Source organism: Allobosea sp. GW821-FHT10B12 (assembly GCF_059415545.1).
On the sequence record NZ_JBWKNL010000007.1, the window covers coordinates 58851 to 82267 of the forward strand.

Consider the following 23417-nt stretch of genomic DNA (forward strand, 5'->3'; position numbering starts at 1 on the left):
CCAAGGCTATGGAAACCATCACCAAACCCGTCTCGCTGCGCGAGCATGTCGTTCCCATCGAAGCCGGCGAACATGTCGTCGGCGCAGTCTGGCTGAAGCAGACGCTGGCGCTCGCCCTCTCGGACGGGCGCGTGCTGCGCTGGCGCGACGGCGAGACGGAGGCTGTCGAAGCGCATGCCGGCGGTTTGCTCTGCGCTGCCTCGGACGGCGCGCGCCTGATCAGCGGCGGCGATGACGGCCGTGTCGTCGCGACAGCAGCCGATGGCGCGCCGGAGGAGCTTGCACGCGATCCGAAGCGGCGCTGGATCGACGCCGTCACGGTATCGCCCTCCGGCAGCCTCGCCTGGAACAGCGGTCGCGATGTCCAGGCCCGCGACGACAAGGGCAAGCTCAGGTCGATCGATGTCGCCTCGACGCCGCAGGGCCTCAGCCTCGCGCCGAAGGGCTACCGCCTCGCGATCGCGCAGATGAACGGCGTGCTGCTCTGGTATCCCAACACCGAGGCCAGGCCCGATTTCCTGGAATGGAAGGGCTCGCATCTCGACGTGACTTGGTCGCCGGACGGGCGCTTCGTCGTCACGGCCATGCAGGAGAACGCGCTGCATGGCTGGCGCCTCGGCGAGAAGCCGAACCATATGCGCATGACCGGCTATCCGGCCAAGCCCCGCTCGCTGTCCTGGTCGCATGACGGGCTCTGGCTTGCCTCCAGTGGCGCGGACGCCGCGATCGTCTGGCCGTTCCAGGGTGAGGGGCCGACGGGCAAGGCGCCGCGTGAATGCGGGGCGCGCCATGCCAAAGTCACCCGCGTCGCCTTCCATCCGAAGGCGCTGGTGCTGGCCGTCGGCTATGACGATGGCTGCATCCTGATGATCCGGCTGACCGACGCCTCGGAATTGCTGGTACGGCCGGCGCAGCGCGGCAGCGGCATCACCGCCTTCGCCTGGGACAAGCTTGGCAAGCGCCTGGCCTTCGGCGCCGAAGACGGCGCTGCCGGCGTGCTGACGCTGCCGGGCGGCTGAGGACTCGATGCGCTTCGGCCTGTTCGGCAAGGACAAGCGCGATGCCGCCGGGGCCGATGCCGCGGCGCAGGCCAAGCGGCAGGTGCGGGAGATACTCGACCTGCCGGACAATGCCGTGATCGCGGTCAACGAGATCCTTTGCGCCGATCCCGCCTGCCCCGGCACCGAAACGGTCATCCTGGTGATGAAGCCCGGCGAGAAGACCAGGGCCTTCAAGGTCCAGATGGGGTTGGCGGAGCTGACGCCGGAGGCGCTGGCACGGGCGCTGTCCGACGCAGGCTGAGCCAGTGAAGACCACCGCCATGATGTGTCAGCAGGTGGCGGCTGCGTGCCTTAACCTTTGGCGATGCCGTCGCTAGCTTGTTCTCATGGCGACGCGACCGCGGAAAATCCCGATACTCGACAAGGCGGCAGCGCGCCGGATCTGGCTCAAGGCCCAGAGGCTCGACACGCGTGAACCCTTCGGCGGCGGCCCGGAAGCGACGACCGCAGCCGTGGCTCAGCTCGGCTACGTCCAGATCGACACGATCAACGTGATCGAACGCTGCCACCACCACATCCTCTTCAGCCGGATTCCGGACTATCGCCGCGACGACCTCGCGCAGTCGCAGTCGCTGGACAAGTCGGTGTTCGAGTACTGGACGCATGCGCTGTCCTATGTCCCCACCGCCGACCTCCGCTATTTCCTGCCGGCGATGAAGGCGCATCGCGCCGAGCCGAAGCGCTGGGCTTCGGTCGGCGGTCGCGAGGAGACACGCAAGCTGCTGCGCCGCATCCGCAAGGACGGGGCGCTCACCATCCGTGACATCGACACCGACGTGCTGGTCGAGAAGACGCATCTCTGGGCGAGCAAGAAGCCGTCCAAGGGCCTGCTCGAACGCGCTTTCTACGACGGCGAGCTCGTGATCTCCGCCCGCTCGGGCATGCTCAAGACCTATGAGCTGCTCGACCGGCATTTCGGTTGGGAGAAGCAGCCGGCACCGGCGTCGGAGCGCCAGGTCGCGGCCTACAAGCTCGACCGCGCCCTGCGGGCGCAGGGCATCGTCAGCCTTGATTCGATCTGCCATCTCGATGCGCCCAGCAAGAAGGCGATCGCCGAGCTCATTGCAGGCCGCGTGCGGCGCAAGGAACTGGTGCCGGTTGCGATCGGAAGTGCAGACAAGACGCCGCATTGGGCGACACCGGAGGCCCTGGAGCCATCCGAGCCGGCCGATGACAGCTTGGTTCACATCCTGTCGCCCTTCGATCCGCTGATCATCCAGCGCAAGCGGCTGAAGCTGTTCTTCGGCTACGACCATGTCTTCGAGGCCTATCTGCCGAAGGAGAAGCGCGTTTTCGGCTATTTCGGCCTGCCGGTGCTGGCGGGCGACCGCATCGTTGCCGTCGCCGACCTCAAGACCGACCGGGCGGCGCGCAAGCTTCTGGTGCAGCAATGGACCTGGTTGGAGCCCGAGCCGTCGCTCGAGCTGAAGCGGCAGGTCGACGAGGAGATGCAGCGCTTCGAGCGGTTTCAGCTCGGCTGACGGCGGTTCAGTTCAGTCGGGGCCAGCGGAAATCGTCGGCGCGGCCGGGGCGCGGTTCGGGTGCGATGCCTTGGCCGAAGACGCGGTCGAGCCCTGCCGCGACGTCGCCGCGGCCGCGCGCCTCCTGGACCGAGGTGATCAGCGCAGCGTCGCCACTACCGGGCATGGCGCCTGTCAGCGGCAGGATCGGGCCGGCGAGCGGCCTTTGTGGAACGACCGGGATCAGCCCGAGATCGGCGGGTAGGCCACTGACCATGCGGTCGATCAGGCGCTCGACGCCACCCGGCTGCAGTTCGGGCGTGACCGGGGCGCCAGTCTCCGGGGAGGTCGGCAGCGCGATAACGTTTTGCGTCGGCGCGCCCTCCAGCAGGCGGCGAATGCCGACGTCGATGAAATGTGCCGCCTTGCGGGCGCCGGCCTTGGTGAAATGGACGCCGTCGCCGAGTCGGAGCTTGGCGATCTGTCCGCTCACATCCGGCCCGGTCGCGGTGTAGCGGTTCTCGCCATCGACATAGGCACCCCAGAGGTCGACGAACTGACCGCCGCCCGCTTCCACACTCTTGCGGAAGAGGTCGTTCAGCGTGATCAGGTCAGCCGATAGACGGGGATTCTGCATCGGCGGCGCTCCCACCCAGATCAGCGGCACGCGTCTGGCGCCGAAGGCCGAGGCGACCGCCTCGATCCGCGCCTTGTAGAGCTGGAGCCAGCGCTCGCTCAGCGGCTCATGCGTGACTTCGCCCTCGCGGATCACCTGGCGGTCGTTCGGCCCGAGGATGACGACGCCGACCATGACCTTGGGGTCGGCCGCCAGCAGCTCGCCAGCCGCTTTCGGCCAGTCGTAGAAATCGGTCCGGACCAGGCCGCTATCGGCCTTGGCCTTGTTGACCACAGCGACATCGGCGCGATCCTCGAGGCTGTCCTCCAGCCCTTCGGCGATCTGCCCGGCCAAAGTGTCGCCGATGACCAGCACGTGGTGATTGACGTCGACCTTGGGGATGACCGGATCGTCCCGGACGACGACGCGGGTCGGGGCTCGGCGCTGGACTGGCGCGACGCGCTGGCGCGGCTGTTGCCGTGGCTGCACGGTCGGCCGCTCCGGAATCTGCCAGAACATGTTGAACAGGCTACGGCCCTGCGGCGGCGGCGCTTGCGGTATCCGACCTGGCGGCACCGGGTTCTGGGCGATCGAGACCGGCCCGCCGGTGGCGAGCACGAGCAGGGCCGAGGCCAGAACCATGAAGAGCGAACGCGGGCGCATCGTGCTCTCGATCGGCGCCAGTCAGGAGGAGGCGCCGCCGACCAATATAGGGCGGATCACCCTGTTCGTCAGCGGGGCGCCTTCATCCGCGCCAGCAGCGTCGGCGTCGGATAGCCGTCTGCGAGCATGCCGACGCGCAGCTGGTACTGCCTGACCGCCTCGCGCGTGCCGGTGCCGATGCGCCCATCGGCGTCGTGATTATAGAGGCCGAGACCCTTCAGCCGGCGCTGGACGTCGGTGATCCCTGCCTTGTCGAGCCGCGGCGCCTTGACCGGCCAGTCGCCCTGCAAAGCGGGGCGACCAGCGATCCGGTCGCCGAGATGGCCGACGGCGAGCGCATAGGCGTCGGAGGAATTGTATTTCTTGATGACGTCGAAATTAGCGGTCAGCAGCATGGCCGGGCCGGTATGGCCGGCGGGGTAGAACAGCCGGGCCTCGCCGGAAGAAGGCAGCGAGCCGCCATCGGCGCGGCGCACTCCGGCGGAGCGGAAGGAGGAGAAGCTGGCGCGATACAGATTGTGGTCGAAGCCCTCGGGCACCACGACCTCGATGCCCCAGGGCAGGCCGGGGGTCCAGCCATAGCCCTTGAGGTAATTGGCGGTCGAGGCGATGGCGTCGCTTGTCGAGGTCCAGATGTCGGCATGGCCGTCGCCGGTCTGGTCGACCGCATATTTCATGTAGCTCGACGGCATGAACTGGGTATGGCCCATGGCGCCGGCCCAGGAGCCGCGCAGCTCGCTGCGCTCGACATGGCCCTTCTCGATCAGCTCCAGCGCGGTCAGGAGCTCGTCACGGAAGAAGTCGCCGCGATAGCGGATGTTCGCCAGCGTTGCGAGCGAGCGGATCACGTCCTTGTCGCCTTTGAACGAGCCGTAATTGGTCTCCATCCCCCAGATGCCGAGGATGATCTCCTTGGGCACGCCATAGCGCGATTCAGCCTGCGCCAGCACGCTCGCATGGGCCTCCAGCATCTCGCGGCCGCGTGAAATGCGGCCGCCGCCGACGGCGCTGTTGAGATAGCTCCAGATCGGCGCGACGAATTCCGACTGCTTGTGCGTCAGCGCGACGATGGAGGGGTCGGGCGTCACGCCCTGGAAGGCCAGGTCGAAGGTCTTGCGCGAGATGCCGCGCGCCTGCGCCATCGGCCAGAGCGTCTTCAGGAAGCCATCGAAGCCCGGCGCGGCCGGGCGCGCTTCGGGCTTGGGTGTCTGCGCCCGCGCCGGATTGATCGAACCCGTCGTCTGCGCGAGCGTCGGCCCGAGGCCGAGCGCCGCAGCGAAGGCGAGAACGGTGACGGGGCGCATGGTTGCTCCTCTGGCTCGGGCGCTGGTCTTTCCACCACAGCGCCCGAGCGAGGTTAACCATGGGTTAACGCTGCGCCAAATCCTGTACTAGCTGGCGTTGCGCTTGCGCAGGCTCTCCTCCCAGGCGAGCGCTTGCGTCACGATCTCAGTGAGATCGTCATGCTCCGGCTGCCAGCCGAGCTCGGCGCGGATGCGGTCGGCCTTGGCGACGAGCGCGGCCGGGTCGCCGGCGCGGCGCGGCGAGAGCCGGACCGGGAAATCGACGCCGGAGACCTCTTTCACCACCTCGACAACTTCCTTGACCGAATAGCCGCGGCCATAGCCGCAGTTGAGCGTCAGGTTCGGGCCGCCGGAGCGCAGATGGTCGAGCGCCGCCAGATGGGCGCGGGCGAGGTCGGTGACGTGGATATAGTCGCGCACGCAGGTGCCGTCCGGCGTCGCATAGTCGGTGCCGAAGATGTCGAGCCCGGCGCGCTGGCCGAGTGCCGCCTGGCTCGCGACCTTGATCAGATGGGTGGCATTGGTGCTGGACTGGCCGGATCGGCCCCTGGGGTCGGCGCCGGCGACGTTGAAATAGCGCAGCGCGACGTAGGTGAGGCCGTGGGCGCGGGCGACGTCGCCGAGCATCCATTCGCTCATCAGCTTGGAGCGGCCATAGGGATTGATCGGGTTGAGCGCGATCTCCTCCGGCACCGGGGAGACCGGCGGCTCGCCATAGACGGCGGCCGTCGAGGAGAAGATCACGTGCTTGACGCCGCCGCGCACGGCGCTTTCCAGCAGCGCCCGCGTCTTGACCGTGTTGTTGTGGTAGTAGCCGAGGGGATCCGACACTGAATCCGGCACCACGATCTTCGCGGCGAAATGGGCGATTTCGGTGATGCCATGCTCGGCGATGGTGCGCTCGACCAGGGCCTGGTCGCCCATGTCGCCGCGTACCAGCGTCGCTTCCTGCGGTACCGCCCACCAGAAGCCGGTCGAAAGATCGTCGAGCACGACGACCTTCTCGCCGCGGTCAAGCAGCTCGAGGACCATGTGGCTGCCGATATAGCCGGCACCGCCCGAAACCAGAATTGCCATCTTCGTCTCCTCGTCACGTGACCGGCATAAACCGGAATCACGACAGTTCGAACCAGCCTGTCGGCGCGACATGGCTATTCTCGGGCACGGTTCCGAGGAAGCCGTGCGGTGCTGCCGGGGAGGGCCCCAAATCCGGCAGGCTAGTGCAAAAGCATTGACGTGTCGGCAAGGCGCGACTGGTATTCAAGAATTGGGCCGGCCCGGCTTTCGCCAAAATCACCGGCCAGCCTGAACCGGCCGGCATGAATGGGGCAAAGCCGGCTCTCCCTAAGCCCTCTGACCTCAGCAGGCGCGCGCTGCAAGCGCGCGAGATGGACGCGCATGATCAAGAAAATCCGCAAGGCGGTCTTTCCCGTCGCTGGTCTCGGCACCCGCTTCCTGCCCGCCACCAAGGCAGTCCCGAAGGAGATGCTGACCATCGTCGACCGGCCGGTGGTCCAGCACGTGGTCGACGAGGCGCGCGCCGCCGGGATCGAGCATTTCGTCTTCGTCACCGGCCGGAACAAGGCCGTGATCGAGGACCATTTCGACATGGCCTACGAACTCGACGACACGCTGGCCAAGCGCGGCAAGGTGAAGGAGCTCGAGGCGCTGAAGCACGATCTGCCGGCGGCGGGCACGGCGAGCTTCACCCGCCAGCAGGCGCCGCTCGGCCTCGGCCACGCCGTCTGGTGCGCGCGCGACATCATCGGCGACGAGCCTTTCGCGCTGCTGCTGCCCGACATGCTGCATCACGGCAAGGGCGAGGGCTGCCTCGCCGAGATGATCGCGGCCTATGAGGAGCATGGCGGCAATCACATCGCCGTCGCGCCGGTGCCGGAAGACCAGACCCATCAATATGGCATCGTCGGCGTGCATGATGCCAAGGCCAAGGTCTCGCAGATCAGCAAGATGGTCGAGAAGCCGCCGAAGGGCACGGCGCCGTCGAACCTGCACATCACCGGCCGCTACATCCTGCAGCCGACGATCTTCGACCTGCTCGCCAAGCAGGAGAAGGGCGCTGGCGGCGAAATCCAGCTGACCGATTCGATGATCGCGCTGGCGCAGCAGGAGAAATTCTTCGCAGTGCGCTTCGACGGCGACATCTACGACACCGGCTCGAAGATCGGCTTCCTCTCCGCCAATGTCGCCTATGCGCTGGAGCGCGGCGATCTCGGCCCGCAATTGCGCGGCGAGATCGAGCGGTTGCTGAAACGGTAAGGTCCCGCGTCATTCCCGGGCGAAGCGAAGCGCAGACCCGGGAATCTCAGGCCGGAAGAGGCTCTCTGGAGCAAGCCCAATGTTCAGGAGATGCTCGGGTCAAGCCCGAGCATGACGGCTGCGGCCCTCAGAACTGCACCCGCAACCCGACCTGCGCGATATTCGCGGTGTAGTCCGAGCCGGGATTGGTCGAGTTCAGGCGCTCATGCGTGAAGCTGGCGCGGACCGAGAAGGTCCGGGTCAGCTTGTATTCGATCCGCGCGCCGACGGTCGACAGGTCCTCGCGCAGGTCCTGGCCATCATATTCGGTGCGGCCATAGCTGGCGAAGCCGGTGACGATGAGGTTGCGGCGCAGGGCATGCGCCACTTCGAGATTGACGCGCCGGGCTGTGGTACCGCTCGAGCCGGCGATGGTGGTGTCGCCGAGCTCGGAGGTGCCGCGCAGCGTGACCGTGGTCAGCGGCGTCGGCGTCCACAGGATCGCGGCGTCGCCGACGAAGCCGCGCAGGTTCCGCAGCCGCCCATCCTCGTATTTGCGGTCCTGATAGCCGGCCGAGACCTCGCCGGTGAGCATGCGGCTGATCTCGAAGGTCGAGCCGACCCGCGCGGTATAGCCGTCGGAGGAGCGCATATAGCCGCTGGAATCGACCTTCTCGTCGAACTGGCGCGTGTCGATCTCGGCCTGGACGAAGGGCTTGAAGCCGGGCGTCACCTCATAGGCGGCGCGCAGGCGCAGGCCGTACTGGGTCTGGTTGCGATCGGCCTGGCTGAGCTTGCGACCATTGCTGAGCTCGGCATCCTCATAGTCCTGCCGGTCGACCGAGCCGCGCAGGGTGAACTGCAGGCGATTGATGTCGTGGGTGATGCCGGCCGCGGCGCCATAGGCCCAGGTGATCGGCCGCCCCTGCACGGCGGCGGTGAGATCGGGCGAACCCGGGCGCTGCGTGTCGAGGCGCAAACGCGATTCGAGCAGGATGCGGGTGTCGCGCGTCGCATCGAGGCGCAAGGACATGTTGCCTTCCGCGTCCGGACGCGAGGCGCTGTCGTCGCGATAATAGCGGCTGTACCCGCCGCGCAGCATGCCGGTGAGCTCGTGCACGTTCCAGTCGGACTGGATGCCGAGCTCGCCCTCGGTGCGGCTGAACAGCGAGCCCTTGCTTGCTCCCGAGACGCGCGAAGGATTGCTGTCATAGCCGACCGAACCGGTGATCGCCGGCCGCAGCACGACGTTGCCGAGACGCAGGCCGAGCGGTGCGTAAGGGTCTTCCTCCGGCAGCTTGCGCCGGCGCTGCTGAGGCGGCGGTGGCAGTTCCGGCGGCAGGTTCGACACCGTCGGCTGCGGCGCCCTGAACTGACGCTGGGTGACGCCGCGCAGGCGCGAGGACTGGATCGGCTGGCTGGCGCGGGCCGGCTGCGTACGTGAGATCGCGCTGGAGCGGGCGGGAGGCGGGGCGATGGGGTCGCCAGCGGCGTCCGGCAGCGCCGACGCATTGCCAGGGGCCGGATTCTGCCTCTGAGCGACGTAATCGGGCGTGCCGGTTCGCAAGGCTGGCGTGCGGGTACGCGCCGGCATGTCGATCGGCTGCGTCTGCGCCCATGCCTGCTCCGGCCACGCCGTCAGCCCGGCGACGCCGCAGCAGCCTGCGACGCCGGCCAGCCAGCAGATCTGGGCGAAACGGGACACGAGGCGGACGCTGCTCCGGCGAGGCAAAGGCTTTGCGCGCCGGGAAGGCGCGCATGGTTAACGGAGTTAGAACGAAGAGGGTTAATGCTGCGTCAACGCAGCTCCCGCGGTGGCCAGCGCAGCGTCAGGCATGCTAGAGGCGCGCTCCATGACCGCGACCATCAGCGCTTCCGCCCTCCGTACCATCGCCACCGAGCGCGCCGGGCTCGACGCCTTGCACCAGGCGATCGGCAACGGCCTCGCCGAACCCTTCGCCGCCGCCGTCGAGATGATCCGCGCCTCCTCGGGCCGGGTCATCGTCACCGGCATGGGCAAATCCGGCCATGTCGGCCGCAAGATCGCGGCGACGCTCGCCTCGACCGGCACGCCCTCGCATTTTGTCCATCCGGCCGAGGCCAGTCATGGCGATCTCGGCATGGTCCAGCCCGAGGACGTCGTCATCGCTTTGTCCTGGTCGGGCGAAGCGGTCGAGCTTTCGGCCATCGTCGGCTATACTCGCCGTTTCCGCGTCGGCCTGATCGCCATCACGGCCAATCGCGACAGCGCGCTCGGCCGTGAGGCCGATATCCCGCTCGTCCTGCCCAAGGCCGAAGAAGCCTGCCCGAACGGGCTCGCGCCGACGACCTCGACGACGATGCAGATGGCGCTCGGCGATGCGCTCGCCGTCGCCCTTTTGGAAGCGCGCGGCTTCTCGCGCCAGGACTTCTACGTCTACCATCCCGGCGGCAAGCTCGGGGCGCAGCTCAAGACCGTCGCGACCATCATGCATTCCGGCGAGCACCTGCCGGTCGTCGGCGAGACCGCGGCGATGGCCGATGTCGTCGCGATGATCACCGCCAAGGGCTTCGGCTGCGCCGTCGTCGTCGATGCCGACGGCAAGCTCACCGGCGTCGTCACCGATGGCGATCTGCGCCGCAAGCTGGGCAGCGGCTGGGGCGGACGGCTGGCGCGCGACGTCATGACAAGGGATCCGCGCAAGATCGCGCCGGATGCGCTGACCGCCGAGGCACTGGAGATGGTCAACCGGTTGCGCGTCACCGCCCTGATCGTCGCCGATGCCGATGACAGGCCCGTCGGCCTCGTCCATGTCCACGATCTCCTGGCACTCGGCGTCGCCTGATCCCTAACAGCTGGCGAGGAGGCCCATGGCCGCGCTCGAATGGGATGACCTGCGCTATGTTCTCGCGGTCGCCGAGGCTGGCTCGCTTGCCGGCGCGGCGCGCGAATTGCGCGTCAATCATTCGACTGTGCTCCGCCGCATCGCGGCCTTCGAGCAACAGCTGGCCTTACGCCTCTTCGAGCGCCTGCCGACCGGCTATGTGCTCACGGCCGGCGGCGAGGAGCTCGTCGCGGCGGCGCGGAGCATCTCCGGCACCGTCACCGAGCTCGAACGCAGGATCGCCGGTCAGGACCTGCGCCTTTCCGGTACGCTCCGGATCACCGCGCCCGACACGCTGATGGGTTCGATCCTGCCGGAGATCCTCGCGGAGTTCGGCGAAGCCCATCCCGGCATCGCCCTCGAGGTCGCCGTCTCCAACCTGATGTTCAACCTGACCAAGCGCGATGCCGATGTCGCCTTGCGCACCGCCGACAATCCCCCAGCGACGCTGGTCGGGCGCCGGGTCGGCAAGATCGCCTTCGCGATCTACGCCGCGCCAGCCTATCTCGCGCGTCACGACCACGCCGATCTCGCCGAGCACCGCTGGGTCGGGCCCGATGACACGCTCGGCGGGACCTCGGTGGCGCGCTGGATGCAGACGAAGCTGCCGAAGAGCGAGATCGTGCTGAGGGCCGACTCACTCCTGGCGATGCAGCAGGCGGCGGTGGCAGGTCTCGGGCTGGTGGCGCTGCCTTGTTATCTCGGCGACAGCGTGCCGGCCCTGACTTGCGTACGCCGGCCGCTTCCCGAGATGGAGACGGCCTTGTGGATCCTGACCCATGAGGACTTACGCGCCGCCGCCCGCGTCCGCGCCTTCACCGAGTTCGCCTATGGCGCCTTCCGGAAGCGCCGCGCCTTGCTGGAAGGCGAGGGCGTGCCTTCCGATTGAGTGCTCAGGCCTCGACCAGCTTGAGGCCGATCACGCCGATCAGGATCAGCGCGAGCAGGCCGAGGCGCATGGGCGAGGCGCTCTCGCCGAGGGTGAGGATGCCGGCGAGGGCGACGCCGAGCGCGCCGATGCCGACCCAGACCGCATAGGCGGTCCCGACCGGCAATTGCTTCAGCGCCAGCGACAGCATGACGAAGCTGACGATCGCCGAGACGATGCCGATCAGGCTCGGCCAGAAACGGGTGAAGCCGCCGGCCTGTTTCAGCGCGATCGCCCAGACGATCTCGAGCAGCCCGGCTCCGGTGAGCAGCAACCAGGACATGGGGTGTCTCCTTGAGAATGGCGAGGACGGCGCCGGATCGGCGCCGTCAGAAGGCGGAGGTTCAGAAGAGCTTGATCGCGGCGACGCCGAGCAGCAGGACGAGGACGCCGGCGAAGCGCAGAGGCGAGATCTCGCGCTGGGGCAGACGGAACCAGCCGTAACGATCAACGAAGAGCGAGACGATCTGCTGGCCGGCGACGGTCAGGCCGACGGTCGCGGCGGTGCCGATGGCCGGGATTGCGACGAAGACGGTGGTGACATAGGTCGCGCCGCAGACCGCGCCGATCCAGCCCCACCAGGGCATGGTCCTGAGGCCGCCAAGCTGCGGCTTCGCGCCACCCATCAGCAGCAGTGTCACCAGCAGCACTGCGATCATCGACAGGGTCGCGACCACGAAGCTGATCGTGCCGACGACGAAGGGCGCGCCGAGATCCTGCCGCAGCAGGCCGTTGATCGCACCCTGCACCGGCAGAACCGCACCGGCTACGAGGGCGAGCAGCATCCAGCCGAGCTTGGAGCCGGAGAGTTCCTTGGTCGCGCCCTTCTGGCCGAAGACGATCGCGACCACGCCGACGAGCACGGCGGCCGTGCCGAGCAGGGTCGCCGGTTTCGGCGTCTGCTGGGGCACGCCGAGCAGGCCGAAGCTGTCGAGGCCGAGCGAAGCCAGCATCTGGCCGGCGATGAACAGGCCGACCGCGACGACCGCGCCGAGCCGCGGGAAGATCAGGATGGTCGAGGCGACATAGAGCGCCGTCGCGACGCCGCCGACCGCGTGCCACCAGGGCACGGCGCGCAGCCCGCCGAACGCGGCGGCCGTGCCGGTGGCGATCGCGACGATCAGCAAGAGGAGGGCGGCGAGGACGACCTGGATCGTCGTCGCGGCGAAGGGGCTCCCCGTCGCCTTCGACAATTGCGCATTGGCCCCGGCCTGTACCGCGAGCAGGCCGCCGGCGGCGAGGGAGAGGGGGATGAAGAGGGTATCCATGATGAGAATCCTGTCGGGAGCGGCGCGTTCAGGTGTCGGCGTGCGCGAGCGCCGGCACGGCAAGGCCGCGCTGCACGGCGGGGCGGGCTGCGATCGTCTCGTGCCAGCGCTTGAGGTGAGGGGTGTCGGAGAGGCTCACGCCGAGCTTGGGCAGGGCGTCGATCCAGGGCCAGACCATGATGTCGGCGATGCCGTAGCTGGCTTCGACCAGATAGGGCCGCAGGGCCAATTCGCCGTCGAGGACACGCAGGATGCGGGCGGTCTCGCGCTCATAGCGCTCGATCGCATAAGGCAGCTTCTCCTTGGCGAAGACCTTGAAGTGCCAGAGCTGGCCGATCATCGGCCCGACATGTGCCGCCTGGAAGAAGCTCCACTGCAGCGTCTTGTTCAGCGCTTGGGCGCCGTTGGGCTGGAGCACGCCGGAGCGCTCGGCGAGGTAGAGCAGGATCGCGCCGGATTCGAAGATGGTCCGGTCATGGTCGTGATCGACGATGACCGGGATCTTGTTGTTCGGGTTGAGCGCCAGGAAGCTCGGCCGGTGCTGGTCGCCCGCCTCGATGTCGATGAGATTGACGACATAGGGCAGCCCAGTTTCCTCGAGCATGATCGAGGCCTTGTAACCGTTCGGGGTCTGGTAGGTGTAGAGGTCGATCGGGGTCATCGGCTTGCTCCGAAGTTTGGATGCCGACGAGATATCTTGTGCGATGGCGCATCACGATGTGTGATACGGCTTCAGAAAAATGCGAAATTGCACAGCGCGTGAGACATGCCAGAACCCCTCTCCCGGATGGGAGAGGGGCAGGGGTGAGGGACCGCCGCTGATTGTTGAGGCGAGGCGGTGCCGCTGCGCCTTCTGTGGCGAGGGCAGGCCCTCATCCCTGCCCTTCTCCCACTCGGGAGAAGGGTTTCCCGCACCCTTGATCGGTGCGCGACGCCTCAAGTGGCGAACTGGGAGCTCAGCCGCGCTCGTAGAGCAGGCGGGCGCGGATGGTGCCGTCCAGCGCCCGGATCTCCTCGATGATCTCGCGCGCGACCTCGCCGACCGGATCGGCCTCCATCACGACATAGCCGATCTCGCCGTCGGTCTGAAAATTCTGGGCGGCGATGTTGATGTTGCGGCTGGCGAAGACGTCATTGAGGCGGCGCAGCATGCCGGGCGCATTGCGCTGGACCTGGATGAAGCGGGTGCCGGCCGGGCGCGCTGGCAACTGTACCTGCGGGAAATTGACCGCGCCGACGGTCGAGCCGACATCGGAATAATCGACCAGCTTGCGCGCCACCTCGGCGCCGATGCGCTCCTGCGCCTCTTCCGTCGAGCCGCCGATATGCGGGGTCAGGATGACGTTGGGCAGGCCCTGGAGCGGGGTGACGAAGCGCTCGCTGTTGGAGGCCGGCTCCTTCGGGAAGACGTCGACAGCGGCGCCGGCAAGCGCGCCGCTGCGCAGCGCTTCGGCGAGGGCATCGAGATCGACCACCGTGCCGCGCGAGTTGTTGATCAGATAGGCGCCCTGCTTCATCGCCGCGATCTCGGCCTTGCCGATCATGTTGTGCGTGGCCGGCGTCTCCGGCACATGCAGCGAGACGACGTCGCTATTGGCGAGCAGGGCCTTCAGGCTCTCGACCGGCTCGGTATTGCCGTGGCGCAGGCGGTCGGTGTGATCGTAATAGATCACGCGCATGCCCATCGCCTCGGCGATGTTGGAGAGCTGGCTGCCGATATTGCCGTAGCCGACGATGCCGAGCACCTTGCCGCGGACCTCGAACGAGCCATTGGCCGACTTGTCCCAGCCGCCTTCATGCGCCGAGCGCGAGCGGTCGGGAATGCGGCGCAGCAGCATGACGATCTCGCCGATGGTCAGTTCGGCGACGCTGCGGGTGTTGGAGAAGGGCGCGTTGAAGACCGGGACGCCGCGCAGGCGGGCGGCGTCGAGATCGACCTGGTTGGTGCCGACCGAGAAGCAGCCGACGGCGAAGAGGCGCTTGGCGGCGGCGAATACCGGCTCGGTGAGCTGGGTGCGCGAGCGGATCCCGAGGATATGCGTCTTCTCGATCGCCTCGATCAGCTGGGCTTCGTCGAGCGCCTTCGGCAGGCGGGTCAGATTGGTGTAGCCGGCCTGCTGCAAGGCGGCGACGGCGGAATCGTTGATCCCCTCGAGCAGGAGGACACGGAGGCGGTCCTTCGGGAAGGAAAGCCGGTCGGTGGGGAGGTTCATGGCGCGCTCGACGGTCCAGCGATGCGCCCGCTCGCCTGGTCGGGCGGAAGGCGCCGGAGCGCCCGCTATAGACCTGTTGTCGCAGCGCACAACCGCAAAGTTGTCGCGCTCGGTTCCAGCTAGGCGCTCGCCGCACGCAAGGGCACGACGCCACCCGGCGGGACCGGCGTCAGGTGCTGCTGCGGCAGCAGGAAGGGCTGGCCGGCGGGCGGCAGGCGACTGAAGGAGAGCGAGACGCGAAAGACGCCACGCAGCAGGTTGTCGTCGAGGATAGCGGACGGCTCGCCCTGGGCGACGATCGCGCCCTCATGCATCACCACCAGCCGGTCGGCATAGGTCACGGCAAGGTTGAGATCATGCAGTACGACCAGAACCGACGCGCCCTGCGCGGCGATGGTCCGCGCCGCATCGAGCAGCGAGAGCTGATGGCAGAGGTCGAGGCTGGCGATCGGCTCGTCCAGGAAGAGAATCTGGCGCTGCGCGACGCTGCGGCCGGCCTCGAGCTGGCAGAGCGCCCTGGCGAACTGGACGCGCTGCTGCTCGCCGCCGGAGAGGGTCTGGTATTGGCGGCCGGCGAGGCCAATGACGCCGGCGGTCTCCAGCGCCTGGGCGATGATCTGTTCCTTGCGGGCACGCGGCTGCGCCCGGCCGACGCCTTCCAGGCCAAGGCGCGCGACCTCATAGACGCTGAAGGGGAAGGCGAGGCGCTGGTTCTGCACCATCACGGCGCGCCGGCAGGCGAGTTCCCAGGCCGGAATCTGCGGCAGCGCCGCCCCGTTCATGCGGACCGTTCCCTGCGAGGGCGACAGCTCACCGGTGAGGAGCTTGAGCAGGGTCGACTTGCCGGCGCCGTTGGGGCCGACGACGATCGTGGTCGCACCCTCTTCGAGCGCGAGCGAGGCGCCGCGTACCAGAATGCTGCCACGGACCGAGAAGGAGAGATCGTCCGCTTCGAGGATCGCAGCCATGCTCTAGAGCTCCGCGATCCGGCCGCGGCGCAGCAGCAGCCAGAGGAAGAAGGGCGCGCCGATGAAGGCGGTGACGATGCCGATCGGCAGCTCCGCCGGGACGACGACGAGGCGGGCAATGATGTCGGCACCGACCAGCAGGGCGGCACCGCCGATCGCCGAGAGCGGCAGCAGCAGGCGGTGATCGGGTCCGATCGAGAGCCGGATCAGGTGCGGCACGACGATGCCGACGAAGCCGATCACGCCGGCCGCCGCGACGCTGGCGCCCACGGCGAGCGCGACGAGCAGGATCGCGAGCGCCTTGATGCGCTGCACGGGGATGCCGAGGTGATAGGCCTCGGCCTCGCCCAGCATCAGTGCGTTGAGGCCGCGCGCCAGCAGCGGCACGGCGAAGAGAAGCGGCAGCACGATCGGCGCGACCACCGAGAGCTTGGTCCAGCTGGCCCCACCGAGGCTGCCGAGCGACCAGAAGGTGAGGTCGCGCAATTGCCGGTCATCGGAGATGAAGGCGAGCAGACCGGTGAGTGAGCCGGCCAGCGCGCCAAGAGCGACGCCGGCGAGCAGCATGGTCGCGACCGAGGTGCGGCCCTGGCGCGTCGCGATCAGATAGAGCGCCAGCGTCGAGACGAGGCCGCCGAAGAAGGCGCCGAAAGGCAGCACCGCGAAGGGGAGCTTCATCGCGAAGGCGGAGAGGAAGCGGTCGCCCAGGACGATGGTGGCAGCCGCGGCAAGGCCGGCGCCGGCGGAGACGCCGACCAGGCCGGGATCGGCGAGCGGGTTGCGGAACAGGCCCTGCATCAGGGCGCCGGAAATGGCGAGGGCGGCCCCGACGAGCGCGCCGAGCAACAGGCGCGGCATGCGGATATTGAGCACGACTAGCGCCTCGCGGCTGTCGAGCAGATCGGCCGAGCCGAAGCCGAGCTTCGCCATCAGGATGTCGGCGACGCGGCCGGGCGCGATCGAAAAGGCTCCGGCCCCGAGCGAGAGCAGCATCAGCAACAGGCAGAAACCGACCAGCGCTGCGATGGCGATGACGCCCTTGCGCCGGTGGCCGGCCGTGAGCGCCGCCAGCGCGGCAGCACTCGCACTCGGGGTCTGCTTCACGGCGAGCGTCATTTCGCGGCGGAGAGCTGGGCGACCTTGGCGTCGGGGTAGAGTTCGGCCATCAGGTCGCGCGCTGCGTTCGGCGTGCGCGGGCCAAAGCCGAGCAGATAGAGTCCGTCCATGCGAATCAGCGACTTCTGCTTGGCCGCCGGCGTCTGCGAGAAGGCCGGCATGGCGAAGAGTTCGTCAGGGCCGGCATTGTGTGCACTGGAATGACGCATCATCAGCACGACGTCGGGAGCAGCCGTGATGATCGCCTCGTCGGTCATCGGCTTGAAGCCTTCGACGGCGCTGGCCGCATTGACCCCGCCGGCGAGCGCGATGATCGCGTCGGCAGTGGTGTTCCGGCCGCCAACCATGGTGCGCCCGTTCTGCAGGGAGAGCACGAACAGCACGCGCCTCTGCTTCGGCAGGCCGGCACGGAGCTTGTCGAGTTCGTCGAAACGAGTTTTGACGCTCGCAGCGAGCTGCTGCGCCGGCTCGGCGGCACCAGCCGCCTTGCCGATGGCGGCGATCTTGGAAACGACCGCCTCCGGCGTCAGGGCTTCCGGGATCATCGTGATCGGCGTGCCGGATTCCTTCAGCAAGGCGAGCGCGTCGGGAGGACCGGCGCCCTCGACGGCGATGACCTGCGAGGGCTTGAGCGAGAGCACGCCTTCGGCCGAGAGTGCCCGGACATAGCCGACGCTCTTCTTGTCCTTCAGCGCTTCCGGGGGCCATTGGCTGGTGGTGTCGACGCCGGCGATCCGGTCCTGCAGGCCGAGCGCGTAGAGTACCTCGGTGACGACGCCGCCAGCCGCGACGATGCGCTCGGCAGTCTGAGCCTGGGCGGTGGCGATGAAGCTGCCGGAACGAAGGTCGCCCGCGAACCCAAGGGCGGCCAATGCGCTGAGGCCGATAGCTGCGGCGAGCTCTCGGCCGAGGCGTTTTGCCCTCAGTCCAGCGAGCGGGTTCGGCGCAGGCGATGACAGGTCGTGCATGAGCATCTCGAGGGCTCGCCGCAGCGCAGCAAGCGGCCTCCGGCGGCAGCTTCCTACTCTACAGTCATTCCAAAGTATTGGCTCATCTTATAATCATTCAAAACAATGATCATCGAGCCGTTATTGACGGTGATATTCGGCTTTACTAATGAGGGTCAAGAGTGGCGCAAGCCGCCCGACCATCACCTTTTCCGGAACCGCCGAGGATTTCCCGATGTTCATCGCCATGAACCGCTTCAAGGTCGTCAAGGGGGAGGAGGAGGCCTTCGAGACGGTCTGGTCCTCGCGCAAGACCCGCCTCGACGAGATGCAGGGCTTCATCGCCTTCCACCTGCTCAAGGGCCCGGAGAAGGAGGATCACACCCTCTACTCCTCGCACACGACCTGGGCCTCGAAGGAGGACTTCACCGCCTGGACCAAGTCGGAGCAGTTCCGCGAGTCACACCGCAGCGCCGGTCAGCCGCGGCCGACGCCGCTTTATCTCGGCCATCCCGAATTCGAGGGGTTCGAGACGATCCTGACCGAGCGCAACCCGCATCTGCCGCGCCAGGCAGCCGAGTAAGAAGGTTCCAGACGATGTCGCTGGCTGAAACTCTGGCTCCCGCCGCTCCCGCCGAGGTCATGGAAAAAGTCCGGGCTGCGCTTGCCGCCAAGCCGGACGGCGTGATCGAGGCGGTCGCGCGCGAGCATGGCGTCTCGACGCTCGCCGTGCTGGAAGCGACGCCGGACGAGCAGCGCCGCTTCATCGCCGCCGAGCGCTTCGAGGCGCTCTGGCAGGAGCTGTCGACCTGGGGCACGGTGCTCTTCATCGTGCACACGCCCGACATCGTGCTCGAATGCGAGGGATCGCTGCCGGTCGGTTCCTTCGGCCATGGCTACTACAATATCCATGGCGACAGCCCGATCGGCGGGCATATCAAGGCCGGCAACTGCACGGCGATCTATCTGGTCGACCGCCTGTTCCATGGCCGCCGCTCCTGTTCGGTGCAGTTCTTCAACGGTGCAGGCGAGGCGATGTTCAAGGTCTTCGTCCGCCGCGACGAGGCGCGCGAACTGCTTGCCGATCAGGTCGCCCGTTTTGAGGTGCTGAAGCGCGACTTCGGCTGAACACGACCAGCTTTCGGCTCGTTGGGCCCGTCCCCACCTCCGCCGGATCGCCGGCGGAGGTTTTTCATTTCGGGCAATGGATCTAACGTCACGGCCCGATCACTGATAAATGACGTCAGTCGCCACTTTTCCGCCCTAAGCCATGCGGTACGGATGGTTGTCCGGTGACATGACGGATGCCCTAGGATTTACCAAGCGTTAACCATAAAGGCGCAGCCTCTTGTCCGCGGAGCGATACGACGTGATCGAGCCGGTTGATCACGCGCAGGTTCCGGCAACGGGGCGTCATGGCGAGCCGCCAGGCGCGCACGAGCTGCCGGAACTCCTGACGGAGGACCCGGATATGGCGGCGCAGCTTGCCCTGACCCGGGTCAGCCTGGCCAAGGAGTTGATCGGGCCGCCAGCCGGGCCGAAAGCGGCCTTCGCCTCGCTCAGCCGACATGCCGGTTTCCGGGATGGGGCGCTGCTGGCGCTGCGCTTCGTGCAGGCGCGCTTCCTCTCGATCTGGGGCCTGCTGCTGGCGGCCGCGCTGTGTCCGCCCAAGGTCTTCGCCGATTTCGCGATCTTCGCTGCACTGGCGAACTTCGTCTCGATCGCCGCGCTGCTGCGCTTCGAGGCGGTGTTCTTCCAAAACAGCGGCCGCCTGCATCTCGGCCGTGCCTTTCGGCTTGCATTGGCTGCCGGCACGATCGTCCTCGGTGCGATGGCGGTCGCGATCCTGTTCGCGGCGTCGGAGGGCTGGGTGCTGCGCGGCTTCGGAGCGCTCTTTCTGATCTCGCTGGCAAGCCGGGCGGCGATCCGGCTGATTCTGGCGGAAGCCACGGCGGAGGGCGATTTCGAGACGATCGGCAACAGCAACATCGTCCAGGCGCTGGTCCAGCCCGCGATGATGATCCTCCTGATCTGGCCGCTGGGACCGACGGTCCTGGCGCTGTTCGCCGCGGACGCCTTCGGCCATGCCGTGGCTGCCATCTATCTCGCCTGGCGCCGGCGCTACTCGCTGCTGCCGCTGCTGCACCCCTCGCGCTGGTCGCGCGCCGAGCTGCGGACTTCGGCCTGGCAGTGGCGGAGCTCGCCGACCTATCTGTTGCCGTCGGCGCTCCTGTCTTTCGGTTTCTCGGCGGCCCCGCTGCTGGCTCTGCCGATGGCAGGCAATCCGGTGCTGGCGGCACATGTGGCTCTGGCGTCGCGCCTGCTCGACATGCCGTCGCAGATGTTCGGTGCCGTGGCGATCCCGCTGGTGATGAGCGATCTGCGCAAGCATCAGGGCCAGGATCGCCAGAAGCGCGCGCGCCTGCTCACGCTGGGTATGGTGGTGATCGTGGCAGCGCTTTTTCTCGCGATCGCACTTGTGGCGCTGGGCGCAGACGCAATCATCCTCGGCAGTACCAAATGGGATGGCGTCGGCGGGGTGATGGCGGTCATGGCCCTGTTCTATGGCTGCGGCGCGCTTGTCGGGCCGCTGCAGGAAATGGGCGCGCTCTCTTCTCGTCCCCATAGCCAGATGGCGGCCAATGCAGTGGCATTGGTGGCCGTGGCGGTCGTGATCTGGGGCTTTGGAGGCCTGTCACAGACGCTGCTTGCCGTGATCGGCCTGGTCTCGCTGGCGCGACTGCTGCTGCATTTGCACCTGACCTGGACCGGGATCGGTGAGATGCAACCGATCGGCGCCCGTGTCTGAGCGCCATCCGACCGCTCTGACATTATTCCCGATGCAGAACCGCGGCGCATTCCCGCCGGAACCGCTCTATTCGCGCCGGATCAGCCGGTCGGCGAGCAGGGAGGAGAAGAAGCCAGGCTTGAACTCCCGCTCGAGCCGCTCGGGATCGTAGTCCCGGGCGACCCAGTCGAGGAACGGCGTACCCTTGCTGGCGCCTTCGCGGGCATAGGTCTCGAAGAAGGCGTCGAGGATGCCGGTCTTGGCGAAGCGGAAATGGCCGTAGCGCAGCGAGAGTTCCGCCATCGCTTCGGCGAGCGGCCGCTTCTCATGGACGAGCAGATAGAGCGCGGCGAAGAAGCCGGCCCTGTCGGCGCCGGATTTGCAATGGACCAGCGCAGGCGTCTTGAGGCCGGCGAAGAAAGCCGGCGCGGCGAGGATGGTGTCCCGGTCCGGCGCGCCGCGCGAGCGCAGCACGAACTCGACCAGTGCGATGCCATGGCGCTCGCAGGCTTCCTTCTGCAGTGGCCAGGCGCCGTGCTCGCGGCCACCGCGCAGGTTGACGATGGTCTTGACGCCCTGGCGGGCGAACCAGGCGATGTCGGTGGGCGCGGGCTGGGCGGCGCGCCAGAGCTGCGGCGTGATGCGGTGGGCGTTGAGATAGGCGAGCCGGAAGATGCCGTGATCGGCCAGCAGCATGTTGGCCCAGGCACGCGCGCGATCGAGCCGGCCGCTCAAGGGACGGTCCCAGCGCGCGATCCGCGCCATGCGCCTTGCATAGCGGTCTTCCGGCCGCCGCCAGCGGTTCAGCATGGGATCGCACCTGTCATGCCGGCCCGATAGCAGCGCCGGCCCCGCTGCGCAAATCGGTAACTCCGACTAAAAGCCGGGCTTGGCCTTTGCGCCGCAACCGCGCATAAGGCCGCGGAAGTTTTGTCATCGACAGGTCAGGTACATGCGGCTCGACGCCATCGCCATCGGCAAGAATCCCCCGGACGAGGTCAACGTCGTGATTGAGGTCGCCATCGGCGGCGAACCGATCAAGTACGAGATGGACAAGGAAGCGGGCACGCTGTTCGTCGATCGCTTCCTCTATACGCCGATGCGCTATCCCGGAAATTACGGCTTCATTCCGCATACGCTGTCGGAAGACGGTGACCCCTGCGACGTTCTGGTCGCCAATACGCGCCCGCTGGTGCCGGGCTCTTACATCGCTGTCCGCCCGATCGGCGTGATGATGATGGAGGACGAGGGTGGCGGCGACGAGAAGATCATCGCCGTGCCGGTCCCGAAGCTGACCAAGCGCTATGAGAACGTGACGAACTACACCGATCTGCCGCAGATCACGCTCGACCAGATCCAGCACTTCTTCGAGCACTACAAGGATCTCGAGCCCGGCAAGTGGGTGAAGCTGACCGGCTGGGGTGACGCTGCCAAGGCCAAGCAGCTGATCGTCGAGGCGATCGAGCGGGCCAAGGCTGCAAAAAAGGGTTGAGGCCAAGCCTACCAGTCGTTTCCGTCATGGTCGGGCTTGTCCCGACCATCCACGTCTTCGTGGATCAAGTGCGGTGCTCAAGACGTGGATGCTCGCCACAAGGGCGAGCATGACGCTTTTCAGTAGTCAGCCCTCATGCTTCTCCAAAAATACCTCGACCGGCAGCGCCCGAAAGTCGTCAAGCGCGGCGCGTAATGCAGTGTGCTCCCAGTCCCACCAGGCCAGTGTCTTCAGTCGTTCGGCGATCTCCTCCGGGAAGCGCCGGCGGATGATACGGGCCGGGTTGCCGGCGACGATGGTGTAGTCCGGCACGTCCTTGGTCACGACGGCGCCACCTGCGACGACCGCGCCTGTACCGATGCTGCGGCCGGCGAGGATGATGGCGCCGTGACCGATCCAGACATCGTGGCCGATCGTCACAGGCGTCGAGCGGCGCCAGTCGAAGAAGGCCGCGTCGTCCTGCGCATCCTCGAAATAGGCGCTGGCGCGATAGGTGAAATGCGACTGGCTCGCCCGCTGCATCGGGTGGTTGCCGGGGTTGATTCGGGTATGCGCCGCGATCGAGCAGAACTTGCCGATGGTCGTGTAGATCACGTCGGAATCGTTGACGACATAGGAATAGTCGCCGAGCGTCGATTCCGCGAAGGCGGTGCGGGCGCCAATCTCGGTATAGCGGCCGAGCACCGCGTCGCGGACCCTCGCGGTCGGATCAATCACGGGCTCGAGCCCGAGCTTCTTGCCTGCCATGACGGGCTTCCTTGAACGATGCGCTAGCCGAGCGGGATGCTGTCGAGCAGGACGAAACGGCTGCTGCGACTCTCCTGCTTGAAGATGGCGACGCGGTCGATCAGCACCGGGCCAGTCGGAACAGCCTGCGCATGGGCCTGCGTCAGCGTTGCCTTGACCGGAGAGACGTGCTCGTCCGGCAGCGAGCCGGTCAGCGTCATGTGGAAGCGGAAGGCATCGCCGACATAAGGATAGCCATAGGCTTCGAGATAGGCCCGGTGCGCCGGCGTCAGTGGGCTTTGCAGGCGCCGCGCCAGGTCGGCCTGCGAGAGCGGCGCGCGAAACGGCTCGAAGGCCTGCACGATGTCGAAGGCGAAGCGCTGCAGTTCGTCGCTCGGCTCGGATGGAGTCAGCGCGATGAAGCGGCCGAGCGCATTGACGGAAAGCCCAGCAAGCCTGACCGGCGGGCGCCCGGCGACATAATTGCGCGCGAAGGCGCGCAAGGCGCCCTCGTTGCGGCCATTGGCCAGCTCGAACGGCGCCTTCAGCGTGGCGTGGAAGCCGTAGCGGCGCGGCTCATCCGTCACCTCCGGCCAGTCGAGCGTTTCGCAGCCCGGCGGGATGGCAAAATCGATGTCCGCGCCGGTGATGGCGTCATAGCCCAGCGTCGCGCTGCCGAAGCGCCAGAGGGCGCTGTCGGCGGCGGGAGCGTAGTAGAGCGCGTAGCGCGGCGCGGGTTGGGTCATG

Annotated in this window: 24 protein-coding genes; 10 read left to right on the forward strand and 14 right to left on the reverse strand. The window is 67.4% G+C overall.

Translation table 11 applies throughout. From position 1 onward, the window contains the following. Nucleotides 1–8: 8 nt before the first annotated feature. The 3 genes from AC07O0_RS22585 (at nt 9) to AC07O0_RS22595 (ending at nt 2542) form a co-directional block, all read left to right on the forward strand. Nucleotides 9–1019: a WD40 repeat domain-containing protein gene (locus AC07O0_RS22585; protein ID WP_494625927.1), complete on the forward strand. Its 1011-nt coding sequence runs from the start codon at nt 9–11 to the stop codon at nt 1017–1019. A 7-nt stretch (nt 1020–1026) separates the two neighbouring features. Further along, the gene (locus tag AC07O0_RS22590) at nt 1027–1302 is read left to right on the forward strand and encodes a hypothetical protein (protein WP_494625928.1); all 276 of its coding nucleotides are present in this window, start codon (nt 1027–1029) and stop codon (nt 1300–1302) included. 85 nt (nt 1303–1387) lie between these two features. Then, nucleotides 1388–2542 carry a winged helix-turn-helix domain-containing protein gene (locus AC07O0_RS22595; protein ID WP_494625929.1) on the forward strand — a complete coding sequence of 385 codons (1155 nt, stop codon included), beginning with the start codon at nt 1388–1390 and terminating at the stop codon, nt 2540–2542. Between the two features lie 7 nt (nt 2543–2549). On the opposite strand, the gene AC07O0_RS22600 is transcribed toward AC07O0_RS22595, so the two are convergent. The 3 genes from AC07O0_RS22600 to galE all read right to left on the reverse strand — a co-directional run bounded on the left by AC07O0_RS22600 (nt 2550) and on the right by galE (nt 6181). Further along, entirely contained in the window at nt 2550–3800 is a 1251-nt protein-coding gene (locus AC07O0_RS22600) for an SGNH/GDSL hydrolase family protein (RefSeq protein WP_494625930.1), read from the reverse strand. A 68-nt stretch (nt 3801–3868) separates the two neighbouring features. Continuing rightward, nucleotides 3869–5104 carry a lytic murein transglycosylase gene (locus AC07O0_RS22605; protein WP_494625931.1) on the reverse strand — a complete coding sequence of 412 codons (1236 nt, stop codon included), beginning with the start codon at nt 5102–5104 and terminating at the stop codon, nt 3869–3871. A gap of 87 nt (nt 5105–5191) precedes the next feature. After that, a complete protein-coding gene (gene galE, locus AC07O0_RS22610; RefSeq protein ID WP_494625932.1) occupies nt 5192–6181 on the reverse strand; it encodes a UDP-glucose 4-epimerase GalE in 990 nt (329 codons plus the stop codon). 321 nt (nt 6182–6502) lie between these two features. Here galE and galU point away from each other — a divergent pair, with 321 nt between their 5' ends. Further along, nucleotides 6503–7381 (forward strand): UTP--glucose-1-phosphate uridylyltransferase GalU, encoded by an 879-nt coding sequence (gene galU, locus AC07O0_RS22615; protein WP_494625933.1) that lies wholly within the window; start codon nt 6503–6505, stop codon nt 7379–7381. Between the two features lie 127 nt (nt 7382–7508). On the opposite strand, the gene AC07O0_RS22620 is transcribed toward galU, so the two are convergent. Beyond that, entirely contained in the window at nt 7509–9065 is a 1557-nt protein-coding gene (locus tag AC07O0_RS22620) for an outer membrane beta-barrel protein (protein ID WP_494625934.1), read from the reverse strand. A 148-nt stretch (nt 9066–9213) separates the two neighbouring features. Here AC07O0_RS22620 and AC07O0_RS22625 point away from each other — a divergent pair, with 148 nt between their 5' ends. Together AC07O0_RS22625 and AC07O0_RS22630 are read left to right on the forward strand one after the other, a co-directional pair. Then, entirely contained in the window at nt 9214–10185 is a 972-nt protein-coding gene (locus AC07O0_RS22625) for a KpsF/GutQ family sugar-phosphate isomerase (RefSeq protein ID WP_494625935.1), read from the forward strand. A gap of 25 nt (nt 10186–10210) precedes the next feature. Beyond that, nucleotides 10211–11113, forward strand: a complete 903-nt coding sequence (locus AC07O0_RS22630; protein ID WP_494625936.1) for a LysR family transcriptional regulator — start codon at nt 10211–10213, stop codon at nt 11111–11113. 4 nt (nt 11114–11117) lie between these two features. Here the strand turns inward: AC07O0_RS22630 and AC07O0_RS22635 are convergent, their stop codons facing one another. The 7 genes from AC07O0_RS22635 to AC07O0_RS22665 all read right to left on the reverse strand — a co-directional run bounded on the left by AC07O0_RS22635 (nt 11118) and on the right by AC07O0_RS22665 (nt 17685). Continuing rightward, nucleotides 11118–11435: a DMT family transporter gene (locus AC07O0_RS22635; protein ID WP_494625937.1), complete on the reverse strand. Its 318-nt coding sequence runs from the start codon at nt 11433–11435 to the stop codon at nt 11118–11120. Nucleotides 11436–11496: 61 nt separating this feature from the next. Continuing rightward, complete coding sequence (locus AC07O0_RS22640) at nt 11497–12420, reverse strand: DMT family transporter (protein WP_494625938.1); 924 nt, start codon at nt 12418–12420, stop codon at nt 11497–11499. A 28-nt stretch (nt 12421–12448) separates the two neighbouring features. After that, a complete protein-coding gene (locus tag AC07O0_RS22645; RefSeq protein WP_494625939.1) occupies nt 12449–13081 on the reverse strand; it encodes a glutathione S-transferase family protein in 633 nt (210 codons plus the stop codon). Between the two features lie 295 nt (nt 13082–13376). Continuing rightward, nucleotides 13377–14633: a phosphoglycerate dehydrogenase gene (gene serA, locus AC07O0_RS22650; protein ID WP_494625940.1), complete on the reverse strand. Its 1257-nt coding sequence runs from the start codon at nt 14631–14633 to the stop codon at nt 13377–13379. A gap of 119 nt (nt 14634–14752) precedes the next feature. Beyond that, nucleotides 14753–15601 (reverse strand): heme ABC transporter ATP-binding protein, encoded by an 849-nt coding sequence (locus tag AC07O0_RS22655; RefSeq protein WP_494625941.1) that lies wholly within the window; start codon nt 15599–15601, stop codon nt 14753–14755. Between the two features lie 3 nt (nt 15602–15604). Next, nucleotides 15605–16717 (reverse strand): FecCD family ABC transporter permease, encoded by a 1113-nt coding sequence (locus AC07O0_RS22660; RefSeq protein ID WP_494625942.1) that lies wholly within the window; start codon nt 16715–16717, stop codon nt 15605–15607. After that, the gene (locus AC07O0_RS22665) at nt 16714–17685 is read right to left on the reverse strand and encodes a heme/hemin ABC transporter substrate-binding protein (protein ID WP_494625943.1); all 972 of its coding nucleotides are present in this window, start codon (nt 17683–17685) and stop codon (nt 16714–16716) included. Before AC07O0_RS22665 ends, AC07O0_RS22660 begins: the two co-directional genes overlap by 4 nt. Nucleotides 17686–17899: 214 nt before the next feature. Between AC07O0_RS22665 and hmuQ the strand changes: the two genes are divergently transcribed. From hmuQ to AC07O0_RS22680, 3 genes are all read left to right on the forward strand, one after another. Beyond that, entirely contained in the window at nt 17900–18247 is a 348-nt protein-coding gene (gene hmuQ / locus AC07O0_RS22670) for a heme-degrading protein HmuQ (protein WP_494626289.1), read from the forward strand. A 14-nt stretch (nt 18248–18261) separates the two neighbouring features. Beyond that, complete coding sequence (hutX, locus tag AC07O0_RS22675) at nt 18262–18792, forward strand: heme utilization cystosolic carrier protein HutX (protein WP_494625944.1); 531 nt, start codon at nt 18262–18264, stop codon at nt 18790–18792. Nucleotides 18793–19033: 241 nt separating this feature from the next. After that, entirely contained in the window at nt 19034–20473 is a 1440-nt protein-coding gene (locus tag AC07O0_RS22680) for a polysaccharide biosynthesis protein (RefSeq protein WP_494625945.1), read from the forward strand. 66 nt (nt 20474–20539) lie between these two features. On the opposite strand, the gene AC07O0_RS22685 is transcribed toward AC07O0_RS22680, so the two are convergent. Beyond that, complete coding sequence (locus AC07O0_RS22685) at nt 20540–21262, reverse strand: fused DSP-PTPase phosphatase/NAD kinase-like protein (protein WP_494625946.1); 723 nt, start codon at nt 21260–21262, stop codon at nt 20540–20542. Between the two features lie 142 nt (nt 21263–21404). Between AC07O0_RS22685 and ppa the strand changes: the two genes are divergently transcribed. Continuing rightward, complete coding sequence (gene ppa / locus AC07O0_RS22690; RefSeq protein WP_436098302.1) at nt 21405–21944, forward strand: inorganic diphosphatase; 540 nt, start codon at nt 21405–21407, stop codon at nt 21942–21944. Between the two features lie 126 nt (nt 21945–22070). On the opposite strand, the gene AC07O0_RS22695 is transcribed toward ppa, so the two are convergent. Together AC07O0_RS22695 and AC07O0_RS22700 are read right to left on the reverse strand one after the other, a co-directional pair. Further along, nucleotides 22071–22691, reverse strand: coding sequence for an LbetaH domain-containing protein (locus tag AC07O0_RS22695; RefSeq protein ID WP_494625947.1), 621 nt, complete (start codon nt 22689–22691; stop codon nt 22071–22073). Between the two features lie 23 nt (nt 22692–22714). After that, nucleotides 22715–23416: a DUF1045 domain-containing protein gene (locus AC07O0_RS22700; protein WP_494625948.1), complete on the reverse strand. Its 702-nt coding sequence runs from the start codon at nt 23414–23416 to the stop codon at nt 22715–22717. Nucleotide 23417: the final 1 nt, after the last annotated feature.